At 53.9% G+C, this 15722-nt stretch carries 16 protein-coding genes; 11 read left to right on the forward strand and 5 right to left on the reverse strand.

Annotation, left to right across the window (positions count from 1 at the left end):
- Window positions 1-11: 11 nt before the first annotated feature.
- Window positions 12-590, reverse strand: coding sequence for a carboxymuconolactone decarboxylase family protein (locus tag AC2FHX_RS13675; protein WP_496691477.1), 579 nt, complete (start codon window positions 588-590; stop codon window positions 12-14).
- Between the two features lie 334 nt (window positions 591-924).
- Here AC2FHX_RS13675 and AC2FHX_RS13680 point away from each other — a divergent pair, with 334 nt between their 5' ends.
- From AC2FHX_RS13680 to AC2FHX_RS13700, 5 genes are read left to right on the forward strand one after another with little or no spacing between them, the layout of a single operon-like run.
- Window positions 925-1653, forward strand: coding sequence for an amino acid ABC transporter ATP-binding protein (locus AC2FHX_RS13680; RefSeq protein WP_496691478.1), 729 nt, complete (start codon window positions 925-927; stop codon window positions 1651-1653).
- Between the two features lies 1 nt (window position 1654).
- On the forward strand, window positions 1655-2497 hold the full coding sequence (locus tag AC2FHX_RS13685; RefSeq protein WP_496691479.1) for an amino acid ABC transporter permease: 843 nt from the start codon (window positions 1655-1657) through the stop codon (window positions 2495-2497).
- A gap of 36 nt (window positions 2498-2533) precedes the next feature.
- The gene (locus AC2FHX_RS13690; RefSeq protein ID WP_496691480.1) at window positions 2534-3367 is read left to right on the forward strand and encodes a transporter substrate-binding domain-containing protein; all 834 of its coding nucleotides are present in this window, start codon (window positions 2534-2536) and stop codon (window positions 3365-3367) included.
- A gap of 55 nt (window positions 3368-3422) precedes the next feature.
- Window positions 3423-4304 (forward strand): amino acid ABC transporter permease, encoded by an 882-nt coding sequence (locus tag AC2FHX_RS13695; protein WP_496691481.1) that lies wholly within the window; start codon window positions 3423-3425, stop codon window positions 4302-4304.
- A 14-nt stretch (window positions 4305-4318) separates the two neighbouring features.
- A complete protein-coding gene (locus tag AC2FHX_RS13700) occupies window positions 4319-4927 on the forward strand; it encodes a glutathione S-transferase family protein (protein ID WP_496702249.1) in 609 nt (202 codons plus the stop codon).
- Window positions 4928-4957: 30 nt separating this feature from the next.
- On the opposite strand, the gene AC2FHX_RS13705 is transcribed toward AC2FHX_RS13700, so the two are convergent.
- The 3 genes from AC2FHX_RS13705 to AC2FHX_RS13715 form a co-directional block, all read right to left on the reverse strand.
- Window positions 4958-5275: a non-heme iron oxygenase ferredoxin subunit gene (locus tag AC2FHX_RS13705; RefSeq protein ID WP_496702247.1), complete on the reverse strand. Its 318-nt coding sequence runs from the start codon at window positions 5273-5275 to the stop codon at window positions 4958-4960.
- A 3-nt stretch (window positions 5276-5278) separates the two neighbouring features.
- Entirely contained in the window at window positions 5279-6235 is a 957-nt protein-coding gene (locus AC2FHX_RS13710) for a fatty acid desaturase family protein (protein ID WP_496702245.1), read from the reverse strand.
- A gap of 157 nt (window positions 6236-6392) precedes the next feature.
- Entirely contained in the window at window positions 6393-7478 is a 1086-nt protein-coding gene (locus AC2FHX_RS13715) for a hypothetical protein (protein WP_496702243.1), read from the reverse strand.
- 94 nt (window positions 7479-7572) lie between these two features.
- Here AC2FHX_RS13715 and AC2FHX_RS13720 point away from each other — a divergent pair, with 94 nt between their 5' ends.
- Window positions 7573-8502 (forward strand): LysR substrate-binding domain-containing protein, encoded by a 930-nt coding sequence (locus tag AC2FHX_RS13720; RefSeq protein WP_496702241.1) that lies wholly within the window; start codon window positions 7573-7575, stop codon window positions 8500-8502.
- Window positions 8503-8598: 96 nt separating this feature from the next.
- Window positions 8599-9648, forward strand: a complete 1050-nt coding sequence (locus tag AC2FHX_RS13725; RefSeq protein WP_496702239.1) for an aromatic ring-hydroxylating dioxygenase subunit alpha — start codon at window positions 8599-8601, stop codon at window positions 9646-9648.
- Window positions 9649-9691: 43 nt separating this feature from the next.
- Here AC2FHX_RS13725 and AC2FHX_RS13730 read toward each other — a convergent pair whose 3' ends face one another.
- Complete coding sequence (locus AC2FHX_RS13730; RefSeq protein ID WP_496702237.1) at window positions 9692-10480, reverse strand: phytanoyl-CoA dioxygenase family protein; 789 nt, start codon at window positions 10478-10480, stop codon at window positions 9692-9694.
- 356 nt (window positions 10481-10836) lie between these two features.
- Here AC2FHX_RS13730 and AC2FHX_RS13735 point away from each other — a divergent pair, with 356 nt between their 5' ends.
- The 4 genes from AC2FHX_RS13735 to AC2FHX_RS13750 are packed head-to-tail and all read left to right on the forward strand — an operon-like array spanning window position 10837 to window position 15714.
- Window positions 10837-12087: an FAD-dependent oxidoreductase gene (locus tag AC2FHX_RS13735; protein ID WP_496698235.1), complete on the forward strand. Its 1251-nt coding sequence runs from the start codon at window positions 10837-10839 to the stop codon at window positions 12085-12087.
- A gap of 13 nt (window positions 12088-12100) precedes the next feature.
- A complete protein-coding gene (locus AC2FHX_RS13740) occupies window positions 12101-12358 on the forward strand; it encodes a sarcosine oxidase subunit delta (RefSeq protein ID WP_496691490.1) in 258 nt (85 codons plus the stop codon).
- Window positions 12345-15215, forward strand: a complete 2871-nt coding sequence (locus AC2FHX_RS13745) for a 2Fe-2S iron-sulfur cluster-binding protein (RefSeq protein ID WP_496702235.1) — start codon at window positions 12345-12347, stop codon at window positions 15213-15215. The genes AC2FHX_RS13740 and AC2FHX_RS13745 overlap by 14 nt, the downstream gene beginning before the upstream one ends.
- A gap of 1 nt (window position 15216) precedes the next feature.
- Window positions 15217-15714 (forward strand): sarcosine oxidase subunit gamma, encoded by a 498-nt coding sequence (locus AC2FHX_RS13750; protein WP_496702234.1) that lies wholly within the window; start codon window positions 15217-15219, stop codon window positions 15712-15714.
- The last annotated feature ends 8 nt before the right edge of the window (window positions 15715-15722 follow it).

The raw sequence follows: 15722 nt of genomic DNA on the forward strand, positions 1-15722 counted from the left end.
GATACATCCTGTCACTCGTCGGCGTAGTAACCCACGACGTCCCCATCCGTGGTGACGCCGAGACCGTTTAGTAAACGGTTGGCATAGTTGAAATAGCTCACAATCTGGTTGATTTCGAGGATCTCGCCGTCCTCCCAACCTTCATCTTTCAGTGTGGTTGCATCCGTCTCAACCATCGTTCCGGGTGCTAGGGTAAGTTTCTCGGCATAGATCAATGCAGCAAGGTGTGCCCCTTCAAAAGCATCCTGCGGTTGGTGGGCTTTTAGCGCAGCTTCAATTTCATCGGCGCGCGCATTGTTATCAATCAGGTGCCGAGCGTTTGCCCAGTGGTTGGCATAGGAGTAGGGGCAGTTGTTCAGGGTCGACACGTAAGAGCTGATGACTTCCTGAAACCACATCGGTATGGAGTTTGCGTGATCGTGCAGGCACGCTCGGTACAAAATAACATGCCCTTTCATTGTGTTGGGCCGCAGGGAATGCACGCGCATGACATTATCCACCGTCCCGTGCGGCGTGCGTGCCATATCCAATGTGGCCTTTAGCTGATCGTCGGCTTCTTCGTCAGAAATCATCCGAATCCAGGCAGACATTTATGTTTCCTCCCTTGGTCGTCAGCTCAATTTTTAGGCAGTCAAAACCTGCCCGTTGAGTTTTTTATTGACGAATATTGCATATTAAGCAACCATATTAATTAGCGTGCAACAGATTTGAGGATTCTATGGCCTTGCCCGATTGCTCCACTCAATCGCATCGCCAAGCCAACGGCTGCTATCTGGGCAATCCCCGGATCGAGCCACGGCAACAGAATTTCCCGACGGTTTTTCGGGGCGGTAGCTTTCTCACCTCTGCTTCCATCCACTCACGAGGACACCCGAAAGTGTGGTCTCCCGAAACGACAGGCCCGTCATGAACCAACCTTCTCCCATGATTGAGGTAACCAACCTGGATAAATTCTATGGCTCATTTCATGCGCTTAAGAACATTGATCTGAGTGTTCATCAGGGTGAAAAGGTGGTGATCTGCGGCCCGTCCGGTTCGGGGAAATCTACGTTGATCCGCTGTTTCAATGGTTTGGAGTGGCACAATTCCGGGCGTCTCGTGATCGATGGGATCGAAGTATATGAAGGCATAAAGGAAATCCGCGAATTACGGCAAGAAGTTGGGATGGTCTTCCAACAGTTCAATCTGTTTCCGCATCTGACTGTTCTTGAAAACCTGATGATCGGACCGATGAAGGTGCGCAAGGTATCAAAATCTCAGGCCGAAGAGACTGCGCGCAATTATCTGGACCGGGTCCACATTCCTGAACAAGCAGATAAATACCCGGCTCAACTATCTGGTGGACAACAACAGCGGGTGGCCATTGCCCGATCCCTGTGCATGGAAACCCGGATCATGCTTTTTGATGAGCCGACCTCTGCCCTTGATCCCGAAATGATCAACGAAGTGCTGGATGTGATGGTTGAACTTGCTGAGACCGGTATGACCATGGTCGTCGTCACCCATGAGATGGGATTTGCCCGTAAGGTCGCTGATACGATGGTTTTTATGGAAGCGGGGCAAATTGTCGAAGTTTCGCCGCCGGAACAGTTCTTTACCAACCCCTCAAGCGAACGCTGTCGCTTGTTCCTAAACCAAATTCTGGAACACTGATATGAGCGATTTGGGCATATCGGGACCTACAGGTCAGGCGCTGCCGAAACCGCCGGTCATTAAGAGGTTTTTTGGCTCAGTACCCGTATCGATCGCTATCTATACAATCATCGTAGGTTTGATTGCCTATGGCTCTTATGCTGGTGCTCAGGGCATGGGGTATAATTGGCAGTGGTACCGCGTACCACAGTTCCTGTACCGCAATACCGAGGTTGGGTTCGAGTGGGGCGAAATTCCGATTGGTCTGGTCGCCACTATTCAACTATCCGTCACGGCCTTTTTACTGGCAACCGTTCTGGGGTTGTTGTTGGCGCTATTGCGGCTGTCCGGACTGGTCGTGGGTTCAGCGGTTGCGGTTGGCTACCTTGAGCTTATCCGAAACATCCCGCTCTTGGTTCTGCTTTATCTCTTTTACTATGTGCTGGGTCCGATCTTCGGGTTTAATCGTTATACCGCGAGTATCTTGACCCTGGCGGTGTTTCATTCTGCGTTGATATCTGAGATTTTGCGGGCGGGGATCAACGCCATCCCCACGGGCCAGTGGGAAGCGGCCAAATCCATCGGGATGAGCCCCTTTCAGATATATCGTTACATCATCCTGCCACAATCGGTGCGGTTCATGCTCCCGCCGATGACCGGCGAGGTCGTTCATCTGATCAAATCATCAGCAATTGTCAGCGTGATTGCGGTGGCCGAACTGACCACTTTCGGACGTAACATCATTTCTGACACCTACATGAGTTTCGAAATCTGGTTCACCATCGCATTGGTCTATCTGGTGGTGACCCTGATCCTGTCGATCGGCGTGAGCTATCTGGAGAAGAAATATGCCGTCGACCAATAAACCTGAACAAATTGTCGGACAACAAGGAGAACCAATATGAAGCTTTCTCGCAGAATGCTCGGGGTAGCCCTGGGTGCGGTCGTGGCGACTGGACTGGCGACCTCAAGCTGGGCACAAAGCGCGACCCAGGAACTGTCCAGTGAAAGTGTGATTGAAACCATCAAGCAGGACGGGGTGATCCGGATTGGTCTTTCACTGTTCGTGCCGTGGTCGATGCGTGACAATAATGGTGAGCTGATCGGCTTCGAACTGGATGTTGGGCGCAAATTGGCCGAAGACATGGGGGTCGAGGTCGAATTCGTTCCAACCGCCTGGGATGGCATCATCCCTGCGTTGGTGTCGTCCAATTTCGACGTGATTATCTCAGGTATGTCGATGACCGCGCAGCGAAACCTGACCATCAACTTTACCGATCCTTACGCCTATTCAGGTCTGGCCATCCTGGCCAACAAATCGATGACCGAAGGCATGACACTGGAAGATTTCAATAAACCAGAGATCACTTTTGCCGCCCGCCGCGGTGCGACCCCGGCTGCGGTGATCGCACAGAACTTCCCTGATGCGACCTTGCTTTTGTTCGATGAGGACGGGGCCTCGACCCAGGAAGTTCTAAACGGCAACGCGCATGCATCAATGGCTGCTCAACCGACTCCAAACCGCGAAGCGGGGCGCAATCCTGAAACGTTGTCCGTTCCGTTCGAAAATCTCTATGACCCGCGCGGTGAGGCCTTTGGGGTGCGCAAAGGTGATCCGGATGCCATGAATTTTTTCAACAACTGGATTGCACAGCAATGGCGGTCCGGTTGGCTGGAAGAGCGTCACAACTATTGGTTCGCCACCGAAGAGTGGGCTGATCAGGTTGCGCAGTAACTAAACTAACCGGGGGCGGGTGCACCGCCCCCGAGATTGACGCGGAGCGCGCCCGGTGCAGAATTTCATCAAGAAGCTCAGATGGCCCGACTACCTGATCATGGCGATTTTGATTGCCTTTTTCGGGTATATCTGGCTGTCGATCGAAGGCACGCTCAATTACAAATGGCGCTGGGAGCTTATTCCTGGATATATAGTCGGCTGGCATTCAAGTCGTGAAGAGTACTTTGCCAACCTGCTTTTGCAGGGGCTAGCTGCCACCGTCCGCATCAGTATCTATTCCGGCATTCTGGCCCTTCTGTTGGGCACTATTTTGGGCGTTGCCCGGTGTTCAGCTAATTTGACAATCCGGATGCTGGCCCGAACCTACCTCGAGTTTTTGCGCAACGTGCCACCGGTTGTTGTCGTCTTTATCTTCTTCTTTTTCCTGTCCCAACAACTGATTGACGCCCTGAATCTCGAACGCTGGGCGCGTGGGATCGCGCGGCAAGAGAACAACCAGGTCTGGACTTTCTTTTTTGGCGAGATGCGGCGTTTCCCTTCGCTGGTTTCCGGAGTCATCGTTCTGGCGTTGTTTGAAAGCGCCTTTGTCGGAGAAATTATCCGGGCGGGTATTCAGTCAATTCCGAAAGGCCAGCGCGAAGCCGCGCGTTCGATCGGGATGAGTCAACTACAGGAACTTCGCTATGTAGTCCTGCCTCAAGCGTTGAAGAAAGTGGTCCCGCCGCTGGCAAACCAATTTATTTCGTTGATTAAGGACAGCTCGATCTTGTCACTGATCTCAGTACAGGAACTGACATACAAGACCGTCGAACTTGTTGCGTCCTCACGTATGATCTTTGAGGCCTGGATCACGACAGCAGCTTTCTATTTTATCGTCTGTTTTGGCCTCAGCCGTATCTTTGCCCGCCTCGAAAAACGATCGGATAAACGATAGGTCGGACGACCCGAATGATACGTCTTTATGATTTCAAGTTATCTGGTAGCTGCCACAAAGTCCGATTGTTGTTGTCGATGCTGAAACTTGAATATCAGCTCATCGATATTGATCTGCTGAACTGCGACCAGACACAGGAAGAGTTTCTGCGGATAAACCCGCTGCACAAGGTTCCTGTTATCGATGATGACGGATTTGTTCTGCGCGACAGTACGGCAATCATGTTGTACCTGGCACAGAAATACGACGCTGAGAATTGGGGACCCAGGACACCGGAAGAACACGGCGAGATTCAGCAGTGGCTCTCATTCTCGGTCAATGAGATATTTCACGGCATGGCAACAGCCAGAGCGATTGTTTTATTTGAACGGGATGTTGATCTGATCGGACCGCAATCACTGGGCGAGGCGTCGCTGGAGATCATGGAGCGGCAGTTGTCAGACAGCCCTTGGCTGACGTGTGGCAGGCTGACCCTGGCGGATCTGGCCTGTTACCCGTACACAGCGTTAGCTTATCAGGGCAACATTCCATTGTCCCCGTACCCGTCGGTTCAAAATTGGATCCGACGGGTTGAAGCATTACACGGATATGTGGCTATGCCCGGAATACCGGCGCTTGCCTAGCGCACATGGCTGACAGGTATGTGGACACATTCATAGCCTGACCTGAACCATTCCATTTTCGACCCGAGTGTCAAAAATGCGCATTGCTCGCGTTGCGGGTGCTGACACGGGTTTGCCGTCTCGTACATCGAACGCGCCCTGATGCAACGGACATTCAATCACGTGTCCATCGAAGTAGCCGTCACATAAATCAGCGCCGCCATGGTTACACAGCGCCAGCGAGGCATAAACACCGCTTGGCGTATCATAAACGGCAATTAGCCGTGGTCCGATCTCAACGCGCGTGACCCAGTTCTTTTCCAGCTTCGCAACATCGATCAGGTCGCGCCATGGTTTCTCATTTCCCATCGCTCAAACCTCTGCCGATTGCTCGGGTTCACGCTGCAAAATTTGCCGCAGAATGTCACGATGCGCTGCCAAGTAGCCGCCTCTTTCGACAAAAATGTGATCCTTCAGCTTTTCATGCAAACGCGGCAGCGAATGGAATGGAACCGATGCAACGTAATGATGTTCCGCGTGATAGTTCATGTTCCAGCACAGAAAGGCCATCGGTGTTGATACCAGATTGGTGCGGGTGTTTTCCGACATCTGGGCAACCGTTGGTCGCCCCACATGCTCGGTCATTCGCACAAATCGCATAACTGGTTCCCCCAGAAACAGTGGAATGATCCAATACCAGATCAGGCCCCACCAGCCGGTCAGAGCCATGGCTAGAAAAATGGCGGTGTAAATGGCAAGCATCCTGCGCGCGTCCCGAAAAACCGCTTTGTGCTCGACCTTGGGGATGAAGCGCAACTCTGTCTCGTTCAGCCGTCCGCGGGCATGTCGGAACACTTCGGTGAACTTACCGCGCCAATAGGGCAGGGCTGAAAGGTAAAGAAGATATTGTCCAATCGTCTTGGGCATAGGGATAAGTTCAGGGTCTTCGCCGGTGAGTTGGGTATAGGTATGATGGTCGCAATGCTCGTACCGGAAAAACCGGTGTGGCAGAATGATGATCAGCCCACAGATCTGACCAACCAAATCATTCAGCCAACGTGTCCGAAACACAGTGTAATGCACACATTCGTGCTGCAACGAAAAATGATGCACCAGGACAACGCCTTGAAGGAACATTGCCGGCCAGATCAGCCAGCTGTTCCAGGCAAGTGTTATCAGCGTCGTGGTGAACGCAAGCAACAGGATCCAAAGCGCCAGATGGCGCAATCCCGGTCCGTTTGAACGTTGCATGAATCCTTTGAGTTCTTCGCGCGTGAGTTTTCCTTCGGCCAAGGCCTGAGTCAGCGGCGTAACGATAGCTTTTGACATATGGGTTCCATAATTTTGCCGGTGCGGGGGGACTTTGCCCTCTTCGTACATACCGGCACCGGAGACGGGAGTGCTCCGCACCATAAGACCAACTTGATCGGGTCCTATTAACAATAGATCATCCTATCTGGGCGCGATTCGATCAAGTTAGGAATGATCAGATAACCGCACGCAATCCGATATTCGGATCAGGATCAGCAAACAATGCCGCCGCGCAGGAATGGCGATCGAGAATTGACGGTCCAGCAGGCAGCCGTTCAGCGTAAAAAACACCATTGTCCCAGTAAGTCTCGCCGTCGATCACAATGGTCGGATCGATTACGTTCCAGCTGATTTCACCGGGGGCATAAGCACCACAAGTGTGGAAATGCAGAATACGCGGATTGCCAAAAGCAGACCCGCCCCATCTTTCGTAATTTTCTCGCATATCCCAGGGATATCCGCAGCCTGGGTGAATCCCAGCATGCCATGAATGTACAAAATTACGATCTATGTCGAACTGCCCGGCAACCCGATCATAGTGGGCCTCAGCTCTTGCAACATTAGCAGGGTCGCCGTCAAACCGCGTTAGCTGGCCATTTTCCATGATTGCAAAAACCGGTTCGTCGAATTCGATAGTATAATTGTCATAATACCTCGACCCGGTCCCGGTAAGAAAACTGACGGCCACCCTGCCAGAAAAACTATGTGCTGGAACCGGTGTAAAGACGGACATTGGAAAGCGCAGGATCGAGGTATCCCCAGTGGGCTTCAGATCCATAATCGGGTGTCCACGTACATCAGTTCCCAGCGGGCAGGTGATCCGGACTTCGTCTGCCGCATCAAGCACCGCATTGACGTCTGACTTGAGTTCCAAAAACGCATCGTGGTGGCCGTTCGAAAACCCCGAGCCCAGCAGTTCTTTGTTCACCGCAAAACTGACAATGATCCTTTTGCCCCGCGGCATGTCCGAAAACCGCAACTGATCGCCCAAGCGCGCCAAGAACAGGATGATGTCTGCAGCCCGAAATCGGACAAGAAGGTCGGGCGAGAGATGGGGGTTGTCAGGGTTGAAACCCACATCAACCGCATCAACAATTAGCCCTAGCTGCTGTGCCGCCTGGCTGACGATGTCTACACAATTTGAGTCGAAATACCCGAACTGCGGAGGCTCGTAGGCGATCAGCAACCGGTCGCCCGCTGTTGCATGGGCACAGTTCACCAGAAGGTTTAGCGCTCCTCGCCCGGGCGTTGTGTCGGACATCAGTACCCCCAAAGATTTGATCTTAGAAATCTAGAGCCCTGTATCGACTCTAATCCATTTGAAAGAAGTAATGCCTGACATTAGGATAGCTAATATGATCCTGAATTTGCCATATTCGGCGCTTCGCGCTTTTGAGGCGGTCGTCCGCCATTCCGGCTTTTCGTCAGCAGCCGAAGAGCTGGGTGTAAGTCAAAGTGCGGTAAGCCAGCATGTAAGGTCGCTGGAGGAATGGCTTGGCAGAGAATTGCTGGTACGCGGTGCGCGTCAGTCACGTCCTACACGTGAGGGCGAACAGCTGGCTCTGGCTATATCCGATGGATTGGGGCGTATTTCTGACGTCTGCGCTCAGCTGCGGGATAAAACTCGCAGCGACCGAACAATAGTCATTTCATGTCTGCCGGGCTTTGCGTTTAACTGGTTGTTTCCGCGGCTTATTCACTTTGATTTGGCGCATCCCGACCTGTCGATTTCGATCGCTACAGATACCGGGCAGCACCCCTTTTCTGGTGCCGATGCGGATATCGGCATTCGGTATGGGCTGGGTGAGTACCCAGGGTTGCAGGCCGATCTGTTGATGGAAGAACGGCTTTTTCCTGTCTGTGCTCCAGCTCTGTTACCCGATCTTCATGGCATCAAAGATTTGCCTCGTCACACACTGCTTGTGGATGAAAACCTACGTCATGGTGCGGCTAACCCGACGTGGGAATTCTGGGCCCGGCAATGTGATCTTAACTTGCCGACAGTGCTGCGTACACGTCGGTTGGGGCAGTCGAATATGGTTGTACAAGCTGCAATCGAAGGGCTCGGCGTGGCGCTCGGTCGTGAGCCGCTCGTGATCGACGCGCTCTGTGATGGCCGATTGGTGCGACCGTTCCCACATTTGACGCAATCGCCTTTGTCCTACTGGCTGGTGCGGCGGCATGAGACGAAGGATAGCCAAAAGGTCAGCGAATTCCTGAACTGGATTCATGCCGAAGCCAAAGCGCAACCCGACATCCCGCTGCTCGCAAACGAGTCAAATTAGTAGACCTTATATGTCCCATTACCAATCCAGCATGGCGAAGTGCGGGGAAATTACCCCATATTGGCGCAAGCTAGATATTGAACGGAGAGCGGGATCATGTATCTGAAAAACTGCTGGTATGTTGCCGCATGGAGCAAAGATATTGGTCGCGAATTGAAGGCCGAGACCTTTCTGGGCGAAAACGTCGTGCTTTATCGCCAGCAGGATGGCGCGCCGGTTGCCCTGGAGGATGCGTGCCCGCATCGCAAGCTGCCCTTGTCAAAGGGCAATCTGATAGGCGATCTGGTCGAGTGCGGCTATCACGGTTTGACTTTCGGCTGCTCGGGCAAGTGCATAGACAGCCCCACCCAGCGTGGGATGACCCCACGCCGTGCGGTTGTCAGATCTTATCCGGTGGTTGACCGCTATCGATTGCTCTGGATCTGGATGGGGGATCCGGCACTGGCAAATCCTGATCAGATTTTCCCCGTAGAGAATTTCGATAACACAACCTGGGGCATGACGGATGGTGGGGTGATGGATATCGATTGCCACTACCTTTGGGTCTGTGACAACCTGCTTGATCCCAGCCATGTGGCTTGGGTGCACGTGAGTTCGTTTGCGGGAGCAGGGACGGACGAAGAACCATTGAACGTGGAAAAAACAGATCGCGGTGTAATAGTGTCGCGCTGGATTGAGAACAAACCGCCTTCACCTTACTATTCCAAGCTTGTGACGTTCGGGGGCGAATGCGACCGCCTGCAACATTATGAGATGTGCATGCCTGCCATCGGGTTGAACAAGTCCATTTACACACCGGTTGGAACCGGTGGGTATGACAAGAGTCCGGTTGCTGAAACCTTCATCAATATCTCATATAATTTCATGACCCCGATTGATGAGGATCGGACGAGGTATTTCTGGTTCCAGCATCGTAATTCCCTTGCCGACGATGCCGAAGTGTCAACCTACATGAATGACGGTGCGCGTATGGCATTTCTTGAGGATAAGGATGTGCTGGAGGCAGTCCACAAAGGTATGAAGAACGCCACCACGTCGAATATTGATTTGGGCCTCGATGCGGGCGCCAAACAATTCCGACGCGTTCTTGACCGTGCTATCGAGGCCGAGAATACGTCACAGGAGGCCGTCGCGCGGAAGGCCTGAGATCTTGGCAGAGGGCTGGGAAATCCAGCCCTCTGCCGCAGATTTACGCAGTTTCGTAGATGACGGGGAACCGTCCACCGGCAAACGGCGCGCCGGGTTTAAGACTGTCATCATGCAGCCATTCGGTGACGGAATCGCGTGGCTCATAAGTTGCTCCGTCAACGGCAAATCGGATTGCATACCCTCGCCTGCGACGGGTGGTGGTTCTGTTACCCATAGCAGAATGCACGGTCATCCCGTCAAAGGCCAATGCATCACCGGGCTTCATATTCTCAAAATGGAAGATGTCGTAGTCGTCGCGGTTTGCCTCAAAATCTGGCATATCGATATAGTCGGGATTGTCCTGTTCCAGATAGTGTAGAAAACCACCGAGTTGATCGGTTTTGAACGGACGGTACTTGGCCCCCCACGCATGTGAACCACGTACAAATTCCAGCGCTCCATTGTCCGGGTCGACCGGGTCAAGCGCGATCCACATTGTCATGATCGGGCCGGATACCGGCCAATAAGGCTGATCTGTATGCCATCCGGTTTGAGTCTGCGTTCCCGGCTCCTTCACGAATATTTGGTCATAGATCAGCGATGTCCATGGGCTGCCAGCTACCTGAGACACGCGCTGGCCGATATCCGACTTCAGGCAATAGTCCTGAAACACACCCGGCGTTTCACGCATATTCTTGTAGGCGAAATAGCGGTCGCCCTTTTTGATTTCGGTATCTACAGCGTGTCGCAGTTTGGTCAGCCATTCGTCAGATAGGATATCCCTTAGCAGCACGACACCGTCGCGTGCATAGGTATCCTGAACCGTCATAGTTTCAGTTGATGTTGTCATTGCTTTTCCATCCATAGATTCCACCCGAGATTGAGGGCGGTAAAAAAACAGGCGCTATGCGCCTAAGTTCTCATGGAGTTAGGATGTTGGAGAGCTGCGACAGTTTATGATGAAACAGGGCCATTTCGACCGGGTTGACCATTTTCCGGCTAGGTTTCGGTGAAACTGTTTGATGCGAACATGCATGACGCACCCTACCCGAAATAACCTGACCAAACCAGCAAATACCACAACAAGTCATGCACGCGATGTGCGCGATGACTCGTTCAAATGCAGCGGCGCGCCAAAACGGGGATTGCATTCAGGTAAATTTATTTATTGACGAACTTTGCTTATTAGTAAATATAATTACCAACATGCAAAAATACTCTGTGTTCTCACTCGCTCGAAACGCGCTCTCTGGCCATCGCAACTGGCCCTTGGCCTGGCGAAGCCCACCCCTGAAAGACCAGTATGAAGTTGTCGTGATTGGGGCAGGGGGTCACGGTCTGGCCACTGCCTATTATCTGGCCAAGGAATTTGGCATTACCGACGTCGCCGTGCTGGAGCGAGGCTGGCTGGGCGGCGGTAACATCGCGCGCAATACGGTGACAATCCGTTCAAACTACATGCGGGACGAGTCGATCCCGTTCTATGTCAAATCAGTCGCGATGTACGAAGGGCTTACGCAAGAGCTGAACTTCAATATGATGCACTCAAAGCGCACCATGGTAGATGTCGTACAGACTTGGCCCAAGCTGCGAGAGCTTCGGCGACGGCAATTGGTCATGGACATCTACGGCTCAACTTACGAGCAGATCAATACAGACGAATTACGCCGTCGCATTCCCGCGCTGACTGGCGGAGGACCTGATGCTCGGCTGCCAATCATTTGCGGCATGGTACATACCGATGCGGGTGTGAACCGGCATGATGCAGTGGCCTGGGGATATGCCCGCGCGGCGGACGCGATGGGGGTCGAGATCCACCAGCAGACCGCAGTGCAATCGCTGATCCGAGGTGCAGACGGCGCGATCGACGGTGTCGAAACCAATCGCGGAACCATTCGAGCCAAGAAAGTTGTCGTAGCGGTGTCTGGACATACCACAACGTTGACGGAAACCGCCGGGCTGAAGCTGCCGTTGCGAACTATGAACCTGACAGCTTTTGTTTCCGAGCCAGTCCAGCCGTTGGTCGATGTGATCGTGAATTGCCCCGACAGCGGGTTCTATTTCAGTCAATCTGACAAGGGTGAAATGGTAATTGGCGGCGCGCCTGACATGGGCCAGAGCTTTCGCCGGGACATCAAGCAAAACGTGTTCGAAGATACTGTGACGACGATGTTGTCGTTGTTCCCGTCATTCAAAAAGCTCAAGCTGATGCGACAATGGGGCGGGCATCTGGATATCGCGCATGACGCCTCGCCTATCATGGATCAGACCGAAGTGCCGGGGCTGTTCATCACGGCGGGTTGGTGGGGTGGTTACAAGGCGATCCCGGCAGGCGGTCTGACCCTGGCCCATCTGGTTGCTAAGGGTCAGCCTCATCCGCTGATGTCTTCATTTACCCTCGACCGATTCCGTCATCTGGATTTTGTGATGGAAGCCGGCACCACAACCGCCCGATAGAGAGGACAGGACCATGTTGCTTATCCCCTGCCCATTCTGCGGCAAGCGTAACGAAAGTGAATTTATCTTTGGCGGCCCTGTCGGTGCCGATCGGCCTGATCCAAATGCCGTGAGCGACGCGGAATGGGTTGAGTACCTGACTGTAGCACCGAACCCGTTAGGACCGGTGCAGGAAAAATGGTGGCACGGGCGAGGTTGCGGTGAATGGCTGACAATCTGGCGCGATACCCGAACCCATGACATTGTGGAGGCACCCGATGGCTCAGAGTAATCGTCGTGCTTCGGGCGGGCGTATAGATCGTACCAGCCCAATGACGTTCCGGTTTAACGGAAAAACCTATGAAGGTTACAAAGGAGATACTCTGGCCTCGGCCTTGCTGGCCAATGGGGTCCGTATCACAGCCCGCAGTTTCAAATATCATCGCCCGCGCGGCATCGTTGGTCATGGACCTGAGGAACCGGCGACTTTAGTCGAGCTGGACGGTGAAGATTCATCGGGTAACCGTCCGGCAACAACTGTGCCGCTGCGCGATGGGCTGAGCGCCCGCTCAGTCAACTGCTGGCCTTCGCCCGAGTTTGATCTTGGTGGCGTTAATCAGCTATTAGGACGCTTCATTCCAGCTGGCTTCTACTACAAGACATTCAAGTGGCCCAACTGGCATCTGTTCGAACCATCTATCCGCAAAGCTGCGGGGCTGGCGGCAGCACCCGCGCAACCTCCTACTTCGGGCCACTTCGAAGCGCGTCATGCCCATGCCGATGTGTTGATCGCTGGTGCGGGACCTGCCGGATTGCAGACCGCGCTGGAGGCGGGCAGGTCTGGCAAACGTGTGTTCATTGCTGATGAGGGAACAGAGGCAGGTGGCAGCCTGTTGAACCGGGATCTAAAAATCAACGGGCGATCCGCATTGGACTGGGTGGCTGAAGCTGTTGAAGAATTGCGTGGGATGGGCAACGTTATCCATCTGCAAAATGCAACGGTCTGGGCCTATCGCGAACATAATCTTTTGATTGTGAATGAACGGGAACCCTTAGAAGGCAATATTTTGGAGCGGAGCTGGCGGGTGCGTGCAGACGAGGTGGTTGTCGCCACCGGGTCCACCGAACGCGCCATGGTTTTTGCAGACAATGATCGGCCGGGCGTCATGCTGGCTTCGTCAGTACAGGCTTATGTCAATCGTTGGGGTGTCACTCCGGGACAACGAGTTGTTCTTTTTACCAACAACAACAGCGTTTACGCAGTTGCAGCTGACCTAATGGCAGCAGGTGTGTTGGTCGTCGCAATCCTAGACAGTCGCGATACAGTGCCGCAAGCCGCACTGGATATGGCACAGGGCGTCACCGTTCATACAGGCACCGTCGCCGCAGGTGTGCGAGGTCACAAGCGGGTGCGCGCGGTACGTGCGGTATCCGTCAGTAGTGGGGCGGAGACCTGGATCGATTGTGACCTGCTGGGCCATTCCGGCGGTTGGAACCCAACCGTGCATCTGTGGTCTCAATCCAGAAGTACTCTGCGGTTTGATGAGGAGTTGTCCGCTTTCGTACCCGATCAGGCCGCCCAAGCTTGCCGCGCTGTCGGAGCTGCCGCAGGAGAGTTGACGCTTGACGGGATTATCGAAGGAGGTTCGGACCTGCCCTATGCCATCGAGCCGCTATGGCGCGTAGACGTCGCGGGGCAACGTGGAAAGGCATTTCTGGATCTGCAGAACGATGTGGCGGTTAGCGATGTACACTTGGCCCTGCGCGAAGGCTATGACAATGTCGAGCACGTCAAGCGATATACCACCGGCGGCATGGGCATCGACCAGGGAAAAACCGGTAATATCAACATTATCGGTACTGTTGCGATGCAAAAGGGTGTGCCCTTGCAGGATGTCGGAACGACAACCTTTCGCTCTCCCTACACACCAGTTTCCTTTGGCGCGATCGGAGGCTTGCGCGAGGAGACAGTGCTGTTCCCCTACCGCCACACGCCGGTCACGCAGTGGAACAAGGACAATGGTGCGGTGATGTACGAAGCTGGCGCCCGTTGGCAGCGTCCTGGATACTTCCCCAAACCTGGAGAAGGGTTGCAGGAGGCTGTGAACCGCGAATGTCGTGCGGTGCGCGACGGTGTAGGCGTCTATGACGGCTCCCCCCTCGGCACATTCGAGCTGAAAGGGAGTGATGTCCCGCACTTTCTCGATTTTCTTTACTCAAATGTCATGTCCAGCCTGAAACCCGGTGACGGGCGTTATGGTCTCATGCTGTCTGATGACGGGCTGATCCTGGACGACGGGGTGGTCTTTCGACTGGACGAGCACCGTTGGATGGTCTCAACGTCGACGGGTCATGCAGACGCGGTCAACCAGCACATGGAAAAGCTTCTTCAGACCGAGTTTCCCGACTGGCAGGTCATGATCACTACTGTGACCAGCCAATGGAACAACGCTACCATATGCGGCCCCCACGCACGCCATGTCATGCAGGCGTTGGGAACAGATATTGACCTGTCGTCTGAGGCCTTTCCTTTCATGTCTTTCCGCGACGGCACCGTGGCTGGGATCCCGGTCCGCGTCGTGCGTGTCAGTTTCACTGGCGAGCTGTCATTTGAGGTCAACGTCGCGCCGCGCCACATGGCTGAACTGTGGAATAAAGTGATCGAGGTGGGCGCGCCCTTTGGCATTCTGCCAGTGGGTTCGGAATCCAGCCACGTTCTGCGGGTCGAAAAGGGCTTTCTGTCTCTGGGGCATGAGGTGGACGGCACTGTAGATGCCCACGATCTGGGTATGGGATGGGTCATGTCGAAGAAGAAGCCTGACTATTTGGGTAAGCGTTCGATTGAGCTGCGTCGTGAAGGTGGCGGCACCCGGCGAGAACTGGTTGGCATTCTTCCTGAAGACCCCAATCGACAAGTGCCTGAAGGTGCACCGCTCACCCCCGGAGGCCGAAAAGAAGCCACCGAGGGGCTCGTCACCGCCTGTGTCTGGAGTGTGGTGAACGACCGTTGGGTCGGTTTGGCGTTGCTGGAAAACGGGCACGCGCGGCATGGGGAATCCGCCCATGTGCGCCTGAAAGATGGGGTTATCCCAGTCACCATTACCAAGCCGGTGTTCCACGACCCCGACGGCAAATTGCTGAGGTCCTGAGATGAGCTATGACGTACAGATCACACGCCAGAGTCTGAACGCACTGTTCGATCTCAAAGGGGCGTCGGCAGCGATTGAAAACTGGGTGGGGGACGCTTTGCCCCGTTTGTCCGATAAGCCTAATAGACGAACAGAGAAAGATGCGATTGAGCTGTATCACATCGGGCGAGACCACTGGATCGCCCGTGCTTCGCTGGATTTGGAACAAACGTTGAGAGCACAGCTCAAGCCTACCGATTGTCCCGCCGATATCAGTATTGTGCAGATTTCGGATACTCTGGCCTTTTTCAAAGTAGTGGGTCCGCAAGCGGGCGAAGTGATGGCCATTGCCTGCCCGTTGGATCTGCATGACACTGCATTCGGCAAAGACGCTGTCACCTATACTGAACTGTTTGGCCTCAAGGCATTGGTGATGCGATGTAAGGATGGTTTCGAATTCGCTGTCGAACAGAGCTTTAGTGACATGGTAGGGGACTATCTGGCTCGCGCCGTCACCTGAAGAAAGGG

The organism is Ruegeria sp. CDSC042, assembly GCF_059610745.1.